17 protein-coding genes and 1 pseudogene are annotated in these 13629 nt (G+C 68.2%); 9 read left to right on the plus strand and 9 right to left on the minus strand.

From position 1 onward, the window contains the following. Positions 1 to 60 precede the first annotated feature (60 nt). Positions 61 to 237 carry an AAA family ATPase gene (locus tag x551_RS24910; RefSeq protein ID WP_152543359.1) on the plus strand — a complete coding sequence of 59 codons (177 nt, stop codon included), beginning with the start codon at positions 61 to 63 and terminating at the stop codon, positions 235 to 237. A 47-nt stretch (positions 238 to 284) separates the two neighbouring features. Here x551_RS24910 and merR read toward each other — a convergent pair whose 3' ends face one another. After that, positions 285 to 692, minus strand: coding sequence for an Hg(II)-responsive transcriptional regulator (gene merR, locus x551_RS01400; RefSeq protein ID WP_036229027.1), 408 nt, complete (start codon positions 690 to 692; stop codon positions 285 to 287). Positions 693 to 764: 72 nt separating this feature from the next. On the opposite strand from merR, the gene merT reads away from it, so the two are divergent. The 8 genes and pseudogenes from merT to x551_RS01440 all read left to right on the plus strand — a co-directional run bounded on the left by merT (position 765) and on the right by x551_RS01440 (position 7608). Continuing rightward, a complete protein-coding gene (merT, locus tag x551_RS01405) occupies positions 765 to 1115 on the plus strand; it encodes a mercuric ion transporter MerT (RefSeq protein WP_036229030.1) in 351 nt (116 codons plus the stop codon). 13 nt (positions 1116 to 1128) lie between these two features. After that, a complete protein-coding gene (gene merP, locus x551_RS01410; protein ID WP_036229032.1) occupies positions 1129 to 1404 on the plus strand; it encodes a mercury resistance system periplasmic binding protein MerP in 276 nt (91 codons plus the stop codon). Between the two features lie 88 nt (positions 1405 to 1492). Beyond that, positions 1493 to 1839 (plus strand): annotated as a pseudogene (locus x551_RS01415) (MerC family mercury resistance protein). 34 nt (positions 1840 to 1873) lie between these two features. After that, complete coding sequence (gene merA / locus x551_RS01420; protein ID WP_036229037.1) at positions 1874 to 3559, plus strand: mercury(II) reductase; 1686 nt, start codon at positions 1874 to 1876, stop codon at positions 3557 to 3559. 9 nt (positions 3560 to 3568) lie between these two features. Then, the gene (locus x551_RS23945) at positions 3569 to 3931 is read left to right on the plus strand and encodes a MerR family transcriptional regulator (RefSeq protein ID WP_081771164.1); all 363 of its coding nucleotides are present in this window, start codon (positions 3569 to 3571) and stop codon (positions 3929 to 3931) included. 557 nt (positions 3932 to 4488) lie between these two features. Then, positions 4489 to 4830, plus strand: a complete 342-nt coding sequence (locus tag x551_RS26750) for a hypothetical protein (RefSeq protein WP_231497453.1) — start codon at positions 4489 to 4491, stop codon at positions 4828 to 4830. After that, positions 4827 to 5054, plus strand: coding sequence for a broad-spectrum mercury transporter MerE (gene merE, locus x551_RS01435; protein ID WP_231497454.1), 228 nt, complete (start codon positions 4827 to 4829; stop codon positions 5052 to 5054). Before x551_RS26750 ends, merE begins: the two co-directional genes overlap by 4 nt. A gap of 103 nt (positions 5055 to 5157) precedes the next feature. Further along, on the plus strand, positions 5158 to 7608 hold the full coding sequence (locus x551_RS01440) for an AAA family ATPase (RefSeq protein ID WP_036247351.1): 2451 nt from the start codon (positions 5158 to 5160) through the stop codon (positions 7606 to 7608). 64 nt (positions 7609 to 7672) lie between these two features. Here the strand turns inward: x551_RS01440 and x551_RS01445 are convergent, their stop codons facing one another. The 8 genes from x551_RS01445 to x551_RS01475 form a co-directional block, all read right to left on the minus strand. Next, the gene (locus tag x551_RS01445; RefSeq protein WP_036229047.1) at positions 7673 to 7903 is read right to left on the minus strand and encodes a hypothetical protein; all 231 of its coding nucleotides are present in this window, start codon (positions 7901 to 7903) and stop codon (positions 7673 to 7675) included. 117 nt (positions 7904 to 8020) lie between these two features. Beyond that, positions 8021 to 8440: a hypothetical protein gene (locus x551_RS01450; protein ID WP_036229050.1), complete on the minus strand. Its 420-nt coding sequence runs from the start codon at positions 8438 to 8440 to the stop codon at positions 8021 to 8023. Positions 8441 to 8474: 34 nt separating this feature from the next. Next, positions 8475 to 9737: an integrase gene (locus tag x551_RS01455; protein WP_152543361.1), complete on the minus strand. Its 1263-nt coding sequence runs from the start codon at positions 9735 to 9737 to the stop codon at positions 8475 to 8477. Next, the gene (locus x551_RS24915; protein ID WP_152543362.1) at positions 9695 to 10318 is read right to left on the minus strand and encodes a hypothetical protein; all 624 of its coding nucleotides are present in this window, start codon (positions 10316 to 10318) and stop codon (positions 9695 to 9697) included. The genes x551_RS01455 and x551_RS24915 overlap by 43 nt, the downstream gene beginning before the upstream one ends. A 10-nt stretch (positions 10319 to 10328) precedes the next feature. Beyond that, a complete protein-coding gene (locus x551_RS01460) occupies positions 10329 to 11504 on the minus strand; it encodes a hypothetical protein (RefSeq protein ID WP_036247352.1) in 1176 nt (391 codons plus the stop codon). A 53-nt stretch (positions 11505 to 11557) separates the two neighbouring features. Beyond that, entirely contained in the window at positions 11558 to 12067 is a 510-nt protein-coding gene (locus x551_RS01465; RefSeq protein ID WP_036247353.1) for a hypothetical protein, read from the minus strand. Further along, a complete protein-coding gene (locus x551_RS01470) occupies positions 12064 to 13254 on the minus strand; it encodes a tyrosine-type recombinase/integrase (RefSeq protein ID WP_036229053.1) in 1191 nt (396 codons plus the stop codon). The genes x551_RS01465 and x551_RS01470 overlap by 4 nt, the downstream gene beginning before the upstream one ends. Next, positions 13211 to 13513 (minus strand): hypothetical protein, encoded by a 303-nt coding sequence (locus tag x551_RS01475; protein WP_051495476.1) that lies wholly within the window; start codon positions 13511 to 13513, stop codon positions 13211 to 13213. Before x551_RS01475 ends, x551_RS01470 begins: the two co-directional genes overlap by 44 nt. Positions 13514 to 13629 lie beyond the last annotated feature (116 nt).

Genomic DNA, 13629 nt, shown 5'->3' on the forward strand with positions numbered 1-13629 from the left:
GCCTTGACCTGGCACGTACCTGCGAGAGACTTTCTCGACCAGCTTTCCAAGGTACACGCCATGCAACCACTGACCCTCACCCTCAAAGGCTTCCGCGGCATCCGCGACGGCCTGGGCCGCGACACGCTGACGCTGGACTTCGAGCGTCTCGCCGACGGGGCTCAGCTGATCGCCATCGCCGGTGCCAACGGCCGCGGCAAGACCACGGTGATGGATAACATGCACCCCTTATGTTGAGTTCGCGGTGTCAACAAGAGATCAAGTTACCGAAGTTACCGAGCTATTCATTGCTTCTGCAAGGTGGCAATCAACGGACACGACACGGTGCCACGGCTTGTGCAGCAGTCGCGCACGAGGGAGGCCAGTGCTGACTCGATGCGCCGCAGATCCTTCAGTTTCTTGCGCACGTCCGCCAGCTTGACCTCGGCAAGTTGGCGCGCTTCATCGCAATGCGTGCCGTCGTCCAACTGCAGCAGGCCTGCCACTTCGTCGAGGCTGAAGCCCAAGCGCTGTGCGGCCTTCACGAACTTCACGCGGGCGACGTCCTCGGCCTCATAGCGCCGGATGCTGCCATAGGGCCGGTCGGGCTCGGGCAGCAGGGCCCGGCGCTGGTAGAAGCGAACCGTCTCCACGTTGACCCCGGCCGCCTTGGCGACGGCCCCGATGGTCAGGCCGTTCTGTTCTCGTTCCATTCCGCTTGACTCCGTACATGAGTACGGAAATAAGCTTACGCCATCGTCTCCAGACTGGCCGAGGAAAAGCGAATGACCGAAACACAAGAAGGGCGCGGTGCCCTCTTCGCCGGAGGACTTGCCGCGATCCTGGCATCCACCTGCTGCCTAGGCCCGCTGGTGCTAGTGGCCTTGGGCTTCAGCGGCGCCTGGATCGGCAATCTGACGGTGCTGGAGCCCTATCGCCCGATCTTCATCGGCGCCGCGCTCGTTGCGATGTTCTTCGCTTGGCGACGCATCTATCGGCCGGCACAGGCCTGCAAGCCCGGCGAGGTCTGCGCCATCCCGCAAGTCCGGTCCACCTACAAGGCCATCTTCTGGATCGTCGGCGCGCTGGTGCTGATCGCGCTCGCCTTCCCCTATGTCCTTCCGCTGTTCTACTGACCAGGAGTTCTCCATGAAGCAGCTGTTCCTGACCACCATGCTCGCGATCGGCGTCGCCGCTGCGCAGGCGGCACCTCAAACCGTCACGCTCGACGTGCCCGGCATGACCTGCGCGGCCTGTCCGATCACCGTGAAGAAGGCGATCTCGAAGGTCGAGGGCGTGAACAAGGTCGACGTGAGCTACGAGAAGCGCCAGGCCGTCGTGACCTTCGACGATGCCAAGGCCACCGTGCAGAAGTTGACCCAGGCGACCGAGAACGCGGGCTACCCATCCACCGTCAAGCGCTGAACCGTTGCAGCGAAAGAGGGAACGCGCCATGAACGTCGTGACGCGCATTTCCGACAAGGCTGGCTCGCTGGGCAGCATCGTCTCGGCAATGGGCTGTGGCGCCTGCTTCCCGGCCCTGGCCAGCCTCGGCGCCGCGCTCGGGCTCGGCTTCCTGAGCCAGTTCGAGGCCTTGTTCGTCACCGTGCTGCTGCCGCTGTTCGCGGGGCTGGCGCTGCTGGCGAACGCGCTGGCTGGTTCAGCCATCGCCAGTGGCACCGCACCGTGCTCGGCATGATCGGACCTGTCATCGTGCTGATCGCCAGCTTCACGGTGGCCGAGAAGCTTCTCTACGTCGGCCTCGCGGCGATGGTCGGCGTTTCGATCTGGGACTTCGTCTCGCCGGCGAATCGGCGTTGCGGTCCAGCCGGCTGCGAAATTCCGGCCAAACACGCCTGAAGCCTTTGCACCAGCTTCTGTTGAAAGCGACCTTATGACCGAACTCGTGATCAGCGGCATGACCTGCGACTCGTGTGCGACGCATGTCCGTCAAGCCCTGGAGAAGGTCCCCGGCGTGCGCTCCGCGCAGGTTTCTTATCCCAAGGGAACGGCGAAGCTCACGCTTGCCCCAGAAACACCCGTGGCGGCCCTCATGTCGGCCGTGGCCGCGGCCGGCTATCGAGCCCGGGTTCCCGACTCTGCGTCCCAGCAGCCGCGCAACGGCCTGCTCGACAAGGCGCGCAGTTGGCTCGGCGGGGGCCAAAAGGCGCTCGGCGGCGGCGAAGCGATACACATCGCCGTCATCGGCAGCGGCGGTGCCGCGATGGCGGCGGCGCTGAAGGCGGCTGAGCGCGGTGCTCGCGTGACCCTCATCGAGCGCGGCACGATCGGCGGCACCTGCGTCAACGTTGGCTGCGTGCCATCGAAGATTATGATCCGCGCGGCACACGTGGCCCACATGCGGCGCGAGAGTCCCTTCGACGCCGGCATCGCCGCGAGTACGCCCGCGATCGACCGCAGCCGGCTGCTCGCGCAGCAGCAGGCCCGCGTCGACGAACTGCGGCGCGCGAAGTACGAGGGCATTCTGGAAAGCACGCCGGCGATCACCGTGTTGCGCGGCGAGGCGCGCTTCAAGGACGGCCGCCGTCTCGTCGTGAAACTTAGCGATGGCGGCGAACGCGAACTGGCGTTCGACCGCTGCCTGATCGCCACCGGCGCGCACCCTTCGATCCCGCCGATCGCCGGCCTGAAGGACACGCCGTTCTGGACGTCCACCGAAGCACTGGCCAGCGACGCCATCCCGCCCCGTCTTGCGTTTGTCGGCTCGTCGGTGGTGGCGCTGGAGCTCGCGCAGGCCTTTGCGCGGCTGGGCAGCAAGGTGACGGTGCTGGCGCGCCATACGCTGTTCTTTCGCGAGGACGCCGCGATCGGCGACGCCGTCACGGCGGCATTTCGTGCCGAGGGCATCGAGGTGCTCGAGCACACCCAGGCCAGCCAGGTTCGCCACGCCGATGGCGAATTCGTGCTCGCAACCGATCGCGGCGAACTGCGATCCGACCGGGTGCTCGTCGCCACCGGCCGCACGCCCAACACGCATGGCCTCGCGCTCGATGCGGCGGGCGTGGCCGTCGACGCGCAGGGCGCCATCGTCATCGACGCGGCGATGCGCACCAGTGCTGCGAACATCTACGCCGCCGGCGACTGCACCGACCAGCCGCAGTTCGTCTATGTGGCCGCTGCGGCCGGCACGCGCGCCGCGCTCAACATGATGGGCGGCGACGCTGCGCTCGACCTGAGTGCGATGCCGGCGGTGGTCTTCACGGATCCGCAGGTGGCCACCGTGGGAATGACAGAAACCGAAGCGCATGCGAAGGGCATCGAGACCGACAGCCGCACGCTGAGCCTGGAGAACGTGCCGCGCGCGCTCGCGAACTTCGACACCCGGGGCTTCATCAAGCTGGTGGCCGAGGCCGGCAGCGGGCGGTTGCTGGGCGTGCAGGCCGTCGCGCCCGAGGCCGGCGAGTTGATCCAGAGCGCCGCGCTCGCGCTGCGGGCGCGCATGACGGTGCACGACCTGGCCGATCAGCTGTTCCCGTACCTGACGATGGTGGAAGGGCTCAAGCTGTGCGCGCAGACCTTCACCAGGGACGTCAAGCAGCTCTCGTGCTGTGCCGGCTGAAGCGCCTGCATGAGTGCCGACTACTCCGTCGCGCAGGCGGCCGCCCGGGCGGGCGCCACGGTGCACCAGTTGCGCACCTACGTGGCGTGCGGGCTGGTCAAACCCTGCGCCAGAACCGCCACGGGACACCACCGATTTAACGATGATTGCGTGGCGCGACTGCGGCTGATCGTCGCCGCCACTGGCGCAGGCCTGCGCATCGCCGAGATCGGCAGCCTGATCCGGGCACTCGATTGCGGCGACCGTGGCGCCGTGGCACTGGCTCGTCGCACGCTGGCAGCTGTCATCGACGAGCGGCAGGCCGCTTTGATGAGCCTGGCGGGAGTGCTCTCGAGCACCTGTGGCCAGGTGGCTGCGAAGGCCGCCCTGTGACGCGTCCGCGCGACGCGACCCAGGATGAAACCGCCCGGGCTCCAGCCACCTCGCAGGGCGCTGGTTCTCTGCGGTGGCGGGGCCCGCGGCGCGATGGAGGTTGGCTTCTATCGGGCGATAACGGAACTGGGCCTCTCGTTCGAGATCGTCGTCGGCAGTTCGGTGGGTGCCTGAACGGGGCATGCATCGCCGCCGGCATGCCGCCGGATGAACTGGCTCGGTGGTGGCAGCGCGTGGGCCGCGCCGATGTCGTCGGATGGCATATTGGCAGGCGCTCTGGCGTGGCGGCGGGCCGCTGAGCCTCGACCCTCTGCGGCGACTGCTGCGCAAGACCTTGCCGGTGCTGGTCTTCGAAGACCTGAAGACTCCGCTGGTGGTGACAACCACGGATCTGCTGACCGGCACACCGGTGTACTGGCACGGCGCCGGAGACTTGCTCGAGCCCGTCGTCGCGAGCATGAGCCTGCCGGGTGTGTTCCCGCCAGTGACCATCGACGGGCGGCAGTTGGTTGATGGTGCGGTGGCCAGCAACGTACCGTTCGCGTCGGCGCTGGAGCGTGGCGCGCGGCGCGCGGGAGATGCTGATGATCCTGTGCACCTGTTGCCCGGCTGCACGACGGCCGCTGCGCTCACCGCTGGGGATCCTGCTGCGCAGCTTCTGGATCGCACTGGAGACGAAGTACGGCTGCGACCTGCAGCACCACCGGCGACAGGGCGTGGCCGTGCGGGTGGTCGAACCCCGCCTGGACATCGAGGTCGGGCTGCTCGACTTCGGACACGCCGATGCGTTGATGGATGCCGCCTACGAGCAAACCCTCGCGGCGTTCGAAAAGTCGGGTGACGAAGCGCGGTCCGCTGCGTGGCTGCAGGCCGAAACGACCCCATGGCGAGTCAGTTGACTTCGAGTCACCAGACGGCGCGTCAGCGCCTCGGCGCCTACCTGCTCGCAGCGCTGGCCGTTGTGAGCTGCCCTTGCCACTTGCCGATCTGGATCGCGGTGTTCTCCGGCACCTCTGCCGGCGCGGTCCTCGGCGAACACTGGGGACTTGCGGCCGTGGCACTGACCGGCCTGTTCGTTGCGTCCGCGGCCGGCGCGATGCGGATGTTCGGCCGCAAGGGGTGATCGTTGTGTGGGTGGCTGAACGGAAGGCTGTTCGTCGCCGCGGTGGCCTTGATGTGGAGACTGCCCGTGAGAGCCTGAGGCATCTGCTTCCTCGGGGCTCTCCATGCAACCTCTCGCACTCACGCTCAAGGGATTCCGCGGCATTCGTGACGGCCTGGGCCGCGAGGAGATCACGCTGGACCTCGAGCGTCTGACCCAGGACGCGCAACTGATCGCCATCGTCGGGGCGAACGGTAGCGGCAAGTCGACGATCATGGATTGCCTCGTGCCCTACATCGGACTGCCGAGCCGAGCCGGGCTGGCGGGGGCGGGCGGCTTCTCCTACTACGATCATGTGTACCTGCCCGAAAGCGTGAAGGACCTGACCTGGGCGCATGAGGGCCGCTGCTACCGATCGCAGATCGTCATCCGCCTCTGTGGTCGCCGCCGCACCGAGGCCTATCTGCACACGCTCGACGACGCCGGTGGCTGGCAGCCGGTGCGGCTCGACGACGGCATGGTGTCCGACGGCCGGGTCGAGACCTATACCCGCTGCGTCGAGGCCATCTGCGGGAGCGCCGAGACGTTCTTCACCTCCGTGTTCGCGGCGCAGGGCAAGCGCCAGCTCAGCACCTATCGCAACGCCGAGATCAAGTCGCTGCTGGCCGACCTGCTCGGGCAGGAAGAGATCCAGGCCCTGGGTCAGAAGGCCGCGGAAACGGTGCGCCTGTTGAAGGCGGGGCTGGCGACCATCCGCCAGGAGCTGATCGGGCTCGACGCTGAGGGGGTGCGCCTGGAGGCGACACGCCGGCAGCTTGACGGAGCGGGCGAGCGCGTGTCGGCGGCCGAGCGTGCCAAGACGGCGGCACACGCCGCATTGGAGGCAGCGCAGGCGTGGCATGCGCGCGTGGCGGTCGAGCGAGAGCAGGCGCGGGCGACCGAGGCTCGCCGCGCACAGCTCGCGGCCGAACGCCAGTCCACCCTCGACACAACCGCGCAGGCTCGCCGTGCTCTGCAGTCCCGGGATCAAGCCGAGCGGCAACGGCTGGAGCGGCTTGACCAGCGGATCGCCGGACGGCTGCAGCAGGAACGCTCGCGGCGTCAGGCCCTGACCCTGTCCCGCCAGCGTTGCCAGGCAGTGCTTGCCGAGGCCGGCGAGGTACAGCGTGCGGAGAGGCGCCTGCCGCTGGCGCAGCGCGTGCAGGCGCTGCGCAGCGCGCTGACCGAAGCCTGTCGCGAGCAGACCCACGAGCTGACGCGCTGCCGAGGGGCGGTGCGGCTTGCCGAACAGCGCGTGGCAGGCATCGAGCAAGAGGCGGGACGGGCCGCGCTGAAAGCCGAGGAACTCGCGCGCCGGTTCGGCTTGACCGGCGAGGTGCCCTGCGTCGGCACGGATCTGCAGGGCCGTTGCAAGCTGCTGGGTGACGCGCGCGAGGCGCTGGCGCTGATCCCGAACGCCCAGGCCCAGCTGGCCCGGCTGGCCGGCGAGAAGGCCGAGGCGCGGCAGGAACTCCTCGCCGCGCGTCAGCGCTGCGAAGCGCTTGCCGGCGCACCGCAGAATCTGGCACGGGCCGAACGTCGCGAAGCCGTCGCGCGCGAGCGGGTGAGTCGCCTGGCCGTGATGTGCTCGAAGGCGCCGGCGTGCGCACAGGCACAGATGACATTGGTCGAGATCGAACAGGAGTTGCAGGCGCTGGGGCCCGGGGTGGCCGCCGATGCGGCTGGCGAAACCGCCGACGAGCGCGCCGAGCGCCAGCAGATCGCCGCGGCACGCCAGGCGGTCGAGGAGCAACTGGAACAACAGGCGAGGCTGGCCACGGCAGCGCTGGCGCGCCTGGATCACGCGCTCGCGTCGCTGCCGTCCGCCTTCGACGAGCGACAGGTGACGCAGGCCTCTCAAGCGCTGGGTGCGGCTCGGGAAGCCTTGAGCGCCGCCGAGCAATCGATGCTGACGGCGGTACGCGAAGCGCAGACGATCGAAGAGGTGTCCAAACAAGTGGCCGCTCTGGCCGAGCGCTGCGAGCGCGTTCGCGCGCGCAGCGCCCGCGTCGAGGACGAGCTGGGTAACTGGAACCTCTTCGCGCGCTGCATGAGCAACGACGGCCTGATCGCACTGGCGATCGACGATGCGGGGCCCGCGCTCTCGGCGTTGGCGAACGACCTGCTGCTGGCCTGCTACGGACCGCGCTTCACGGTGTCGATCCACACCTTGCTGGAGACCGCCAAGGGCGATCAGAAGGAGGGCTTCGACATCGTCGTGCACGACGGCGACACCGGCGAAAGCAAGAGCGTCAGCCTGATGAGCGGGGGCGAGCGCACGTTCGTGGAGTCATGCCTGACCCGCGCGATCGCGTTGTACCTGGCGCGAAACACCGGCCGCCGCTACACGACGCTGTTCACCGACGAGGCGGACGGCGCGCTGGACTCCCAGCGCAAGCGCATGTTCATGGCGATGAAGCGCGAAGTGCTGCGCCTGGGCGGCTACGAGCGCGAGTTCTTCGTCTCGCAGACGCCGGAGCTGACGGCGATGGCCGATGCCGTGATCGACCTCGACGCGCTGAAGGCGCAAGGATGAAAGCGCAAGGGTCCGTGTCCGCGCCGTAGCGGCCGCGGCCCCAAGCCGGCAGCGCCGGCGACGATCATTGCGGCTCGGCTCGTGGCCTGTGCGGATCGGCCGGGGCATGGAGACCGATTCCCCACAGGTATGCCTGATCGAGGATGTGCTCGCACGCAGGCTTGCTCTTCGCGAGCTGCTCCAGGGCGCACAGCAGGTGATCCGCAACGCCGCGGTGCTCACTCGCGACGGCCAGACTGTAGAGCCGCAAAAGCCCTCGCGCGAGGCGACGGCCGGATCCAAGGTCGCTGTTCATTGCGGACCTCCAAGCGGGGCACCACCACCCCGAGTGCTGGCAGCGTAGAGCTTGCCCCTGTGTCAAAGTCAACCCCCGGCCGCAGCTCCTCCCGGGGAGCGCGACTGCGGCGGAGGTTCAGCGCTGCAGCGAAACCACTTGGGGCTTGTGGGCGCGGCGCACTTCGGCCAACTCCCGGTCCCGCCGTTCGAGCTGGAGCCGCGTCTCCTGCCAGGCTGCGAAGTAGTGGTCGACCAGTGCCGCGAGCTTGGTGAGCTGCTCGCGCAAGGCGGCATTGTCGCGGCGCAGGCGTGCAGCGCGCCCGGCGTTGTCGGGGTGCCGAAGGTGCTTCTGCTGGGCCGCGTGCAACGCCTGCACGACATCGGGGTGGTAGCGGTACAGCGCGTTGCGCGAGATGCCGGCCAGATCGCACAGGGCGGTGGCGGTCAGTGCCGGCGGCGATGCGCTGTCGCCTCGCTGTCGAACCATCGTCGTCAGCGCCTCGCGCAGGCGCTGGGCCGATGCGGTCTTGGTGGCGCCGCGCGCCTGCTTGGTCATGATCGCTCCTTCGCATCGCTGTCGATCGTGCGGATCAGCGACCTTGCCTCATCGAGTCGTGTGCGGACGAGACGCAGGGTCTGCCGCGGCAGGGCGGGCTCGTCCAGCAACCGCTCGCAGCGGTGGACTTGCTCGACCCAATAGGTCGATGCCGCTGCGACACCGCGAAGTTCTTGCAGCGCGCGCAGGTCGACGGCTCGCGGCGAGCGGGGTTCGGGCCGGCCGCGTTGCCGAGGCAGGCGCTGTGCTCCTCACGATAGACGCAGAAGCCCCAGTCGCAGATGCCGAGCACGAGTCCCGCGTCCACCAGCAGGCGCGCGTAGCTTGCGAGGTCTTCCTTCATGCGCTTGCCCCGAAAGCGCGGGCGATTGGCCACGATCTCCTCGCCGGCGCGGCCGCCCAGGCCGGGTGCCGCCAGCATGTGTTCCCAGGCGTTGATCGACTGCTGCAGGATCTCGGCGTCGATCTCCTGGTTGAGCCGATAGTCGGAGCCGGCGTAGCCATGGTCGGTCTCGGCCCGCTCGCGATGACCGAGCTGCTGCGCCAACGCGAACAGGCAGGTCCTGTCGCGCAGCGCCGCGAACCTGGCGAAGGTCTTGCGGCCCTGGTGCGTAGAGAGCCTCCATGGCCGATCCTCGTGTGCGAGGCCCAGCCAGGCGGCAAAGCGCTGCAGTTGGATGTTGATCCGTGCGATCGAAGGGATCTCGAGCAGTTCGGGGCGCACCTCGTGCCACTCGGTCGCGCCGTTGCCGTGCCAGCGACGCAGCCACAGCTCGTCGCGTCCGGCGACGGCGCGGTGCCCGGCAGACAACGCTTCGAGCACGGCCACCGCCTGAACCGCGGCAGGAGGCGCGACCCATTCATGCGCGCGCCCGTGGTAGCCCGATTGGCGCTTGAAGATCGCTCCGACAATCACGGTGACGGGCTCGCCTGCGCCGTCGGCGCAGCGACGCTGCACGCAGCCGGCCTTCAGATGCAGGATCTCACTGACGCGCGGGCCAACCAGGTAGGAGATGACGGCAAAGCACGAGGCGTAGAGCAAGTCGGTGCGCAGAACGAGTTCGCGGACAGATCGCACCGGGGATTGCGCATCGGCGAAGCCGGCACTGGCACTTTGAAGCGCACGTGTCGCGCGTCCGGTGTGCGCATGGCCCGCACCGCGACCGCCGGCCGCCGCCTGCCGATACGTCTGCCAGGCGCGCAGGACGACGGGTGCGTCGCGCGTGACGATGTCGATGGCCGACTGTACGAGCTTCACCGCGACGGTGTCCGGCGTGTAGGGCCAGGGGTGTCGCATCCCCTCGTGATAGCCGGCGGCCCGGCGCTGATCTTGTCCAGCGAAGGGGTCGAAGGACAGGCTGTCGTCGAGTTCGCCGCCAAAGCGATGAAAGTACGCAAACAGGTACAGGTGGCGCAGCACGGTTCCCGGCGCGCGCGGTGAAGGGTGACCGGCCAGGGGGCGGGTGCGCAGCCACTGCTGAAACTGCAGTAATGCCGGCGGGTCAAGTTGGGCGAAGCGGCTGAAGCCTCGCCGTCCATCCACTGCAGCAGGCAGCGCAAGGTGAAGAAGTACTGCGCCACCGTGCTCGGTCGCAGCGGTAGTCCGGTGAACATCGAGTGTGCTCGGATGAGTGCGATCAGTTGTCGGCTGGTCTCTCGCAGCACGGCGTAGCGCTCGTCGGTGAACCGCTGGCCGTCCTGCAGCTCGAAGTCCCAGCGCAGGCGCACAGGATGCCGTTCTTCCAACGCGTTCGCCGGCGCCAGTACCCAGACGTCGTCTTCCCACTTCGATTCAAGAAGGAACCATGTTCGATCGTCGGCGTGTTCGGCCGCAGGGTCGACGGGACGTTCGCTGGCTTGGTGCTGCAAAGCAGACATGGCAGCGCCCTCATCGCAGCTCGGGCAGCGGCGGGAGCTGCGGCAGCAGCGACTCGGCCGAAGCGATCTCGCGTGCGGCGAAGCGCGGCAGGATGTCTTCCTCGAGGATGCGCAGCTGAGGCGCGTAGAAGGCCTGCCAGCGCGCCGGATGCAGCGTCGCCGCCGCGGCGCGAAGGTGGTCATGTGCCTGGAGCAGCCGGGCCATGGTCAGCGGTTCCGGCGTGATCACGGCGTTCGGGCAGGTGAAGCAACCCATGAAGTTGGTACAGAGCTCGCCACCGCGGGTGCCCGGCGCGGCGCCGGCCAGCGGATCCTTGCAGTCGAAGCCGAACATCGACACCAGCTCGCCCGGCGGTAGCACGCTCGCCGCCGCCGCGGCTGCCTGCGGAGGCGGTGCGGTCGGCGAAGGAGTGAGGTGCTCGAGAAAGGCAGCCTGCAATGCGGCGATGCGCACGTGGTTGTGCCTTCGCACGACCGGCGCCTCGACGTAGCGAACGGTCGTCGCGATGTTGGCGTGGTTGGCCACCGCCCGCGTTCGAAGCAGATCGCCGCTGGCGCGGTAGAAGCTGCACAGGACGCTCGGCCGGATGCTCGCCAACGCGAACGCCGCCAGGCGGTGGCGGTCGCAGAATTGGGCGAGCAGGTGATGGACGGTGATGGTCGACATCGCGTTCACGGTGCGCAGCCCCTTGAAGATGAAGAGGCGGTCGCGCTGCGCCGGCGGCGCCAGCGGCCGCAGCCGCTCGTTCCAGGCGAGGATGTCCCTCACCAGTGCCGGCGGCTCGAACGCCGCGTCGCGTCCGAAGGTCCGCCGCTGCTGGCGCCCGGCGCGGGCCTTGAACCACACCAGCGCCTGGCGGTTCTCCAGTAGGGGAACGTCCTGCAGGCAGTCGCGCCCGAGTTCGGCGATGGGCTCGGGGTTGCCGGCCGCGTGGGTCAGGATGGCCAAGTAGTATGGCAGCAGCGAGACGGCACGCGGGTACAGGTACGGCTCGATCTGCTTGGCGCCGCCCCAGCGACGCACGGCGATCTGCAATTGATGGTTGCCGTGCTGTTCCAAGTCGAGCCTGCTGGGCATGATGCCGCCGAAGCGACGATCGACCTCGGCCAGAAGCCAACCCAAGGAGCCGGCCTTGCCGCCGTCGACGGCGCGCTGCGCAGCGGCCGATGCCCGCATCTCCCGCATGGCAGCGATGTCCGCTTCGCAGGCACGCAGGATGGCGCGAAGCTCGCGTGCTGTCAGCGTCGCGCGTGGGGGCGTGTCGCGACCCGCCCGGGGAAGGGCGCGAAGGGATGGTCAATGCGGTCGACCAAATCGGGACGGCAGCGTTCGAGCCAGCGCAGCAGCTGGCGCAAGGCACCGTAGGTGTTGGCACGCGTGGAGACGGCCCAGGGCGTGCCGTCCGCGCGTCGTTGCGCGTTGAGCCATTCGATGTAGCGCACGAGCATGCATCGGTCCAGGTCCGCGAGCGACCTGACGGCTCCAGACTCGGCCGCGAAGCGGTTGAAGATGAGCACCGATTCCCAGCATGACTTGATGCCGCGCGGCGACCGAGCTCCGCAATGGCACCAGAACGCCTGCGCCAGCGCAAGCCGCACGTCCTCCGGCAGGGACAGCGACGAGAAGTCGATGACCGTCCGGCGAACCAGGCGAGGAGCGTCAAAGCGAGCGGGCTGCGCGTCGCGCACCGACGCTGCCACGGGCTCTTGCGACAGCGCCCGACGGATGCTCTGGCGCGGCGACTTCATGACGGCCCTTCCTCTGACAGCAGCGTCTCAAGCACGTCCTTGAGGACGCACGGATCGACAGCGACGGCGCGAAGGTAGCGGTCGGTCGTCTCGATGTGCTCGTGGCCGAGCAGCACCTTCACCACGATCAACGGGTTGATCTTGGCACCTCGGCCGGCCAGGTGTTCGAGTCTCGCGAGCAGCATGCAAGCGAAGGTGGCTCGCAGCAGGTGCGTGGTGGCCTTGAATCCGCAGGCCACACCCGCCTGGCTCACGGCTCGTTGATAGGCGTTCTTGCCCGCGGGTGCACCGCGGGCGTTGACGAACAGGGCATTGTGCTCGGCGATCCGCCCCTTGCGTCGGGCGCGTGCCAGCCAGGCGAAGCGATGGCCGCTGACGTAGCCGTCGGTCTCGTCGAGCAGGCTGGCCGGCGCGATCACGTGGCCGGCCTTGCGGCCCTTGCGAACGACCTCGATCGCGTGATGCAGCGTGGCTGACGCAGGGCGGTGGCCTATGTCGCTGACGCCGAGGCGCAGCAGTTCGCTGATGCGTAGGCCCGTATACAGCTGCCAGCGGGCCATCAGGTCGTAGGGCGGTGCGAGCTCCGCGAGGAGTTCGCGCGCCTGCTCGGAGATCAACGGCCGCGGCAGCTCCTCGTACTGCCGAAGGACGAAGAGGCTGCGTTCATGGGTCGGAGCGTGACTGGCCCGCGTAGGCCGGTGATGCCGTGCGAGCCGGAAGTCGCGCGTCTTGTCCGCCAGCGGCGAGGCGTTTAACCATTGCGTCCGAACTGCCCACTCGTAGAACCGGAGTACGCCACGAACGCGATGATTGATGGTCGTCGTCCGGTACGGGCGGCCGGTGTGGGGGCTCGGCTGCGCCATCATGCGGTTCCGATAGGCCACGAGGTCGACGGCGTTGGCGCTCTCCCACGGGATGTCGTTCTGCTCTAGCGTCTCGAACCAGTCGTAGAGGATCTCGGCGTAGGTCCTCAGAGTGTCGTCGGTATGGGCGCGTTGGACCGAGTGTTCATGCAGGAAGGCGACTGCCGGTTCGATCAACTGCCAGTGCCTAGTGAACAGAAGCGGAAATCCGGCGGGGCGAGGTTCGCGCACGGCGACATCGGTCGCCCGCTCGGCAGCGGTGCGCGTTCGCTCGGTCACCTCATCGGGGGTCGGCAGCGAGGCCTTGCGGATGATCTGCACCATGGGGCGCGCCCTTGCGATTCAGAAGCTTGACGGCTTCCACGAAGGTCACATCCAGGAGGTGAATCGCCAAGTCGATGGCGCCGCCTCCGCCATGCCTCGCACGCGTGTCGTACCACTTGGGACCCGTGGTCACGATCTCGAAATCGCCGCGGCGAGTGCACAGGTGCCAGCGCTGGCTCTGGTCGTCCTTGACCGGCAGAAACGTCGGGTCAGCCTTGACGTGGGTGGCCAGCAGCGCGAGCGCGTCGCAGGCCGGCATTTGGCGAAGCTTGTCAACGTCGAGGCACTGAACGAACTGCGTAGTCGGCGCGCGACCATCTCCGCAACCTCCCGTGGCGTTGCTCAAAAAAAAAGGCGCGGGACGCGGCGGGGCTA

The sequence above is a fragment of the Methylibium sp. T29 genome, from assembly GCF_000576205.1.
GTDB classification, from domain to species: domain Bacteria; phylum Pseudomonadota; class Gammaproteobacteria; order Burkholderiales; family Burkholderiaceae_C; genus Methylibium; species Methylibium petroleiphilum.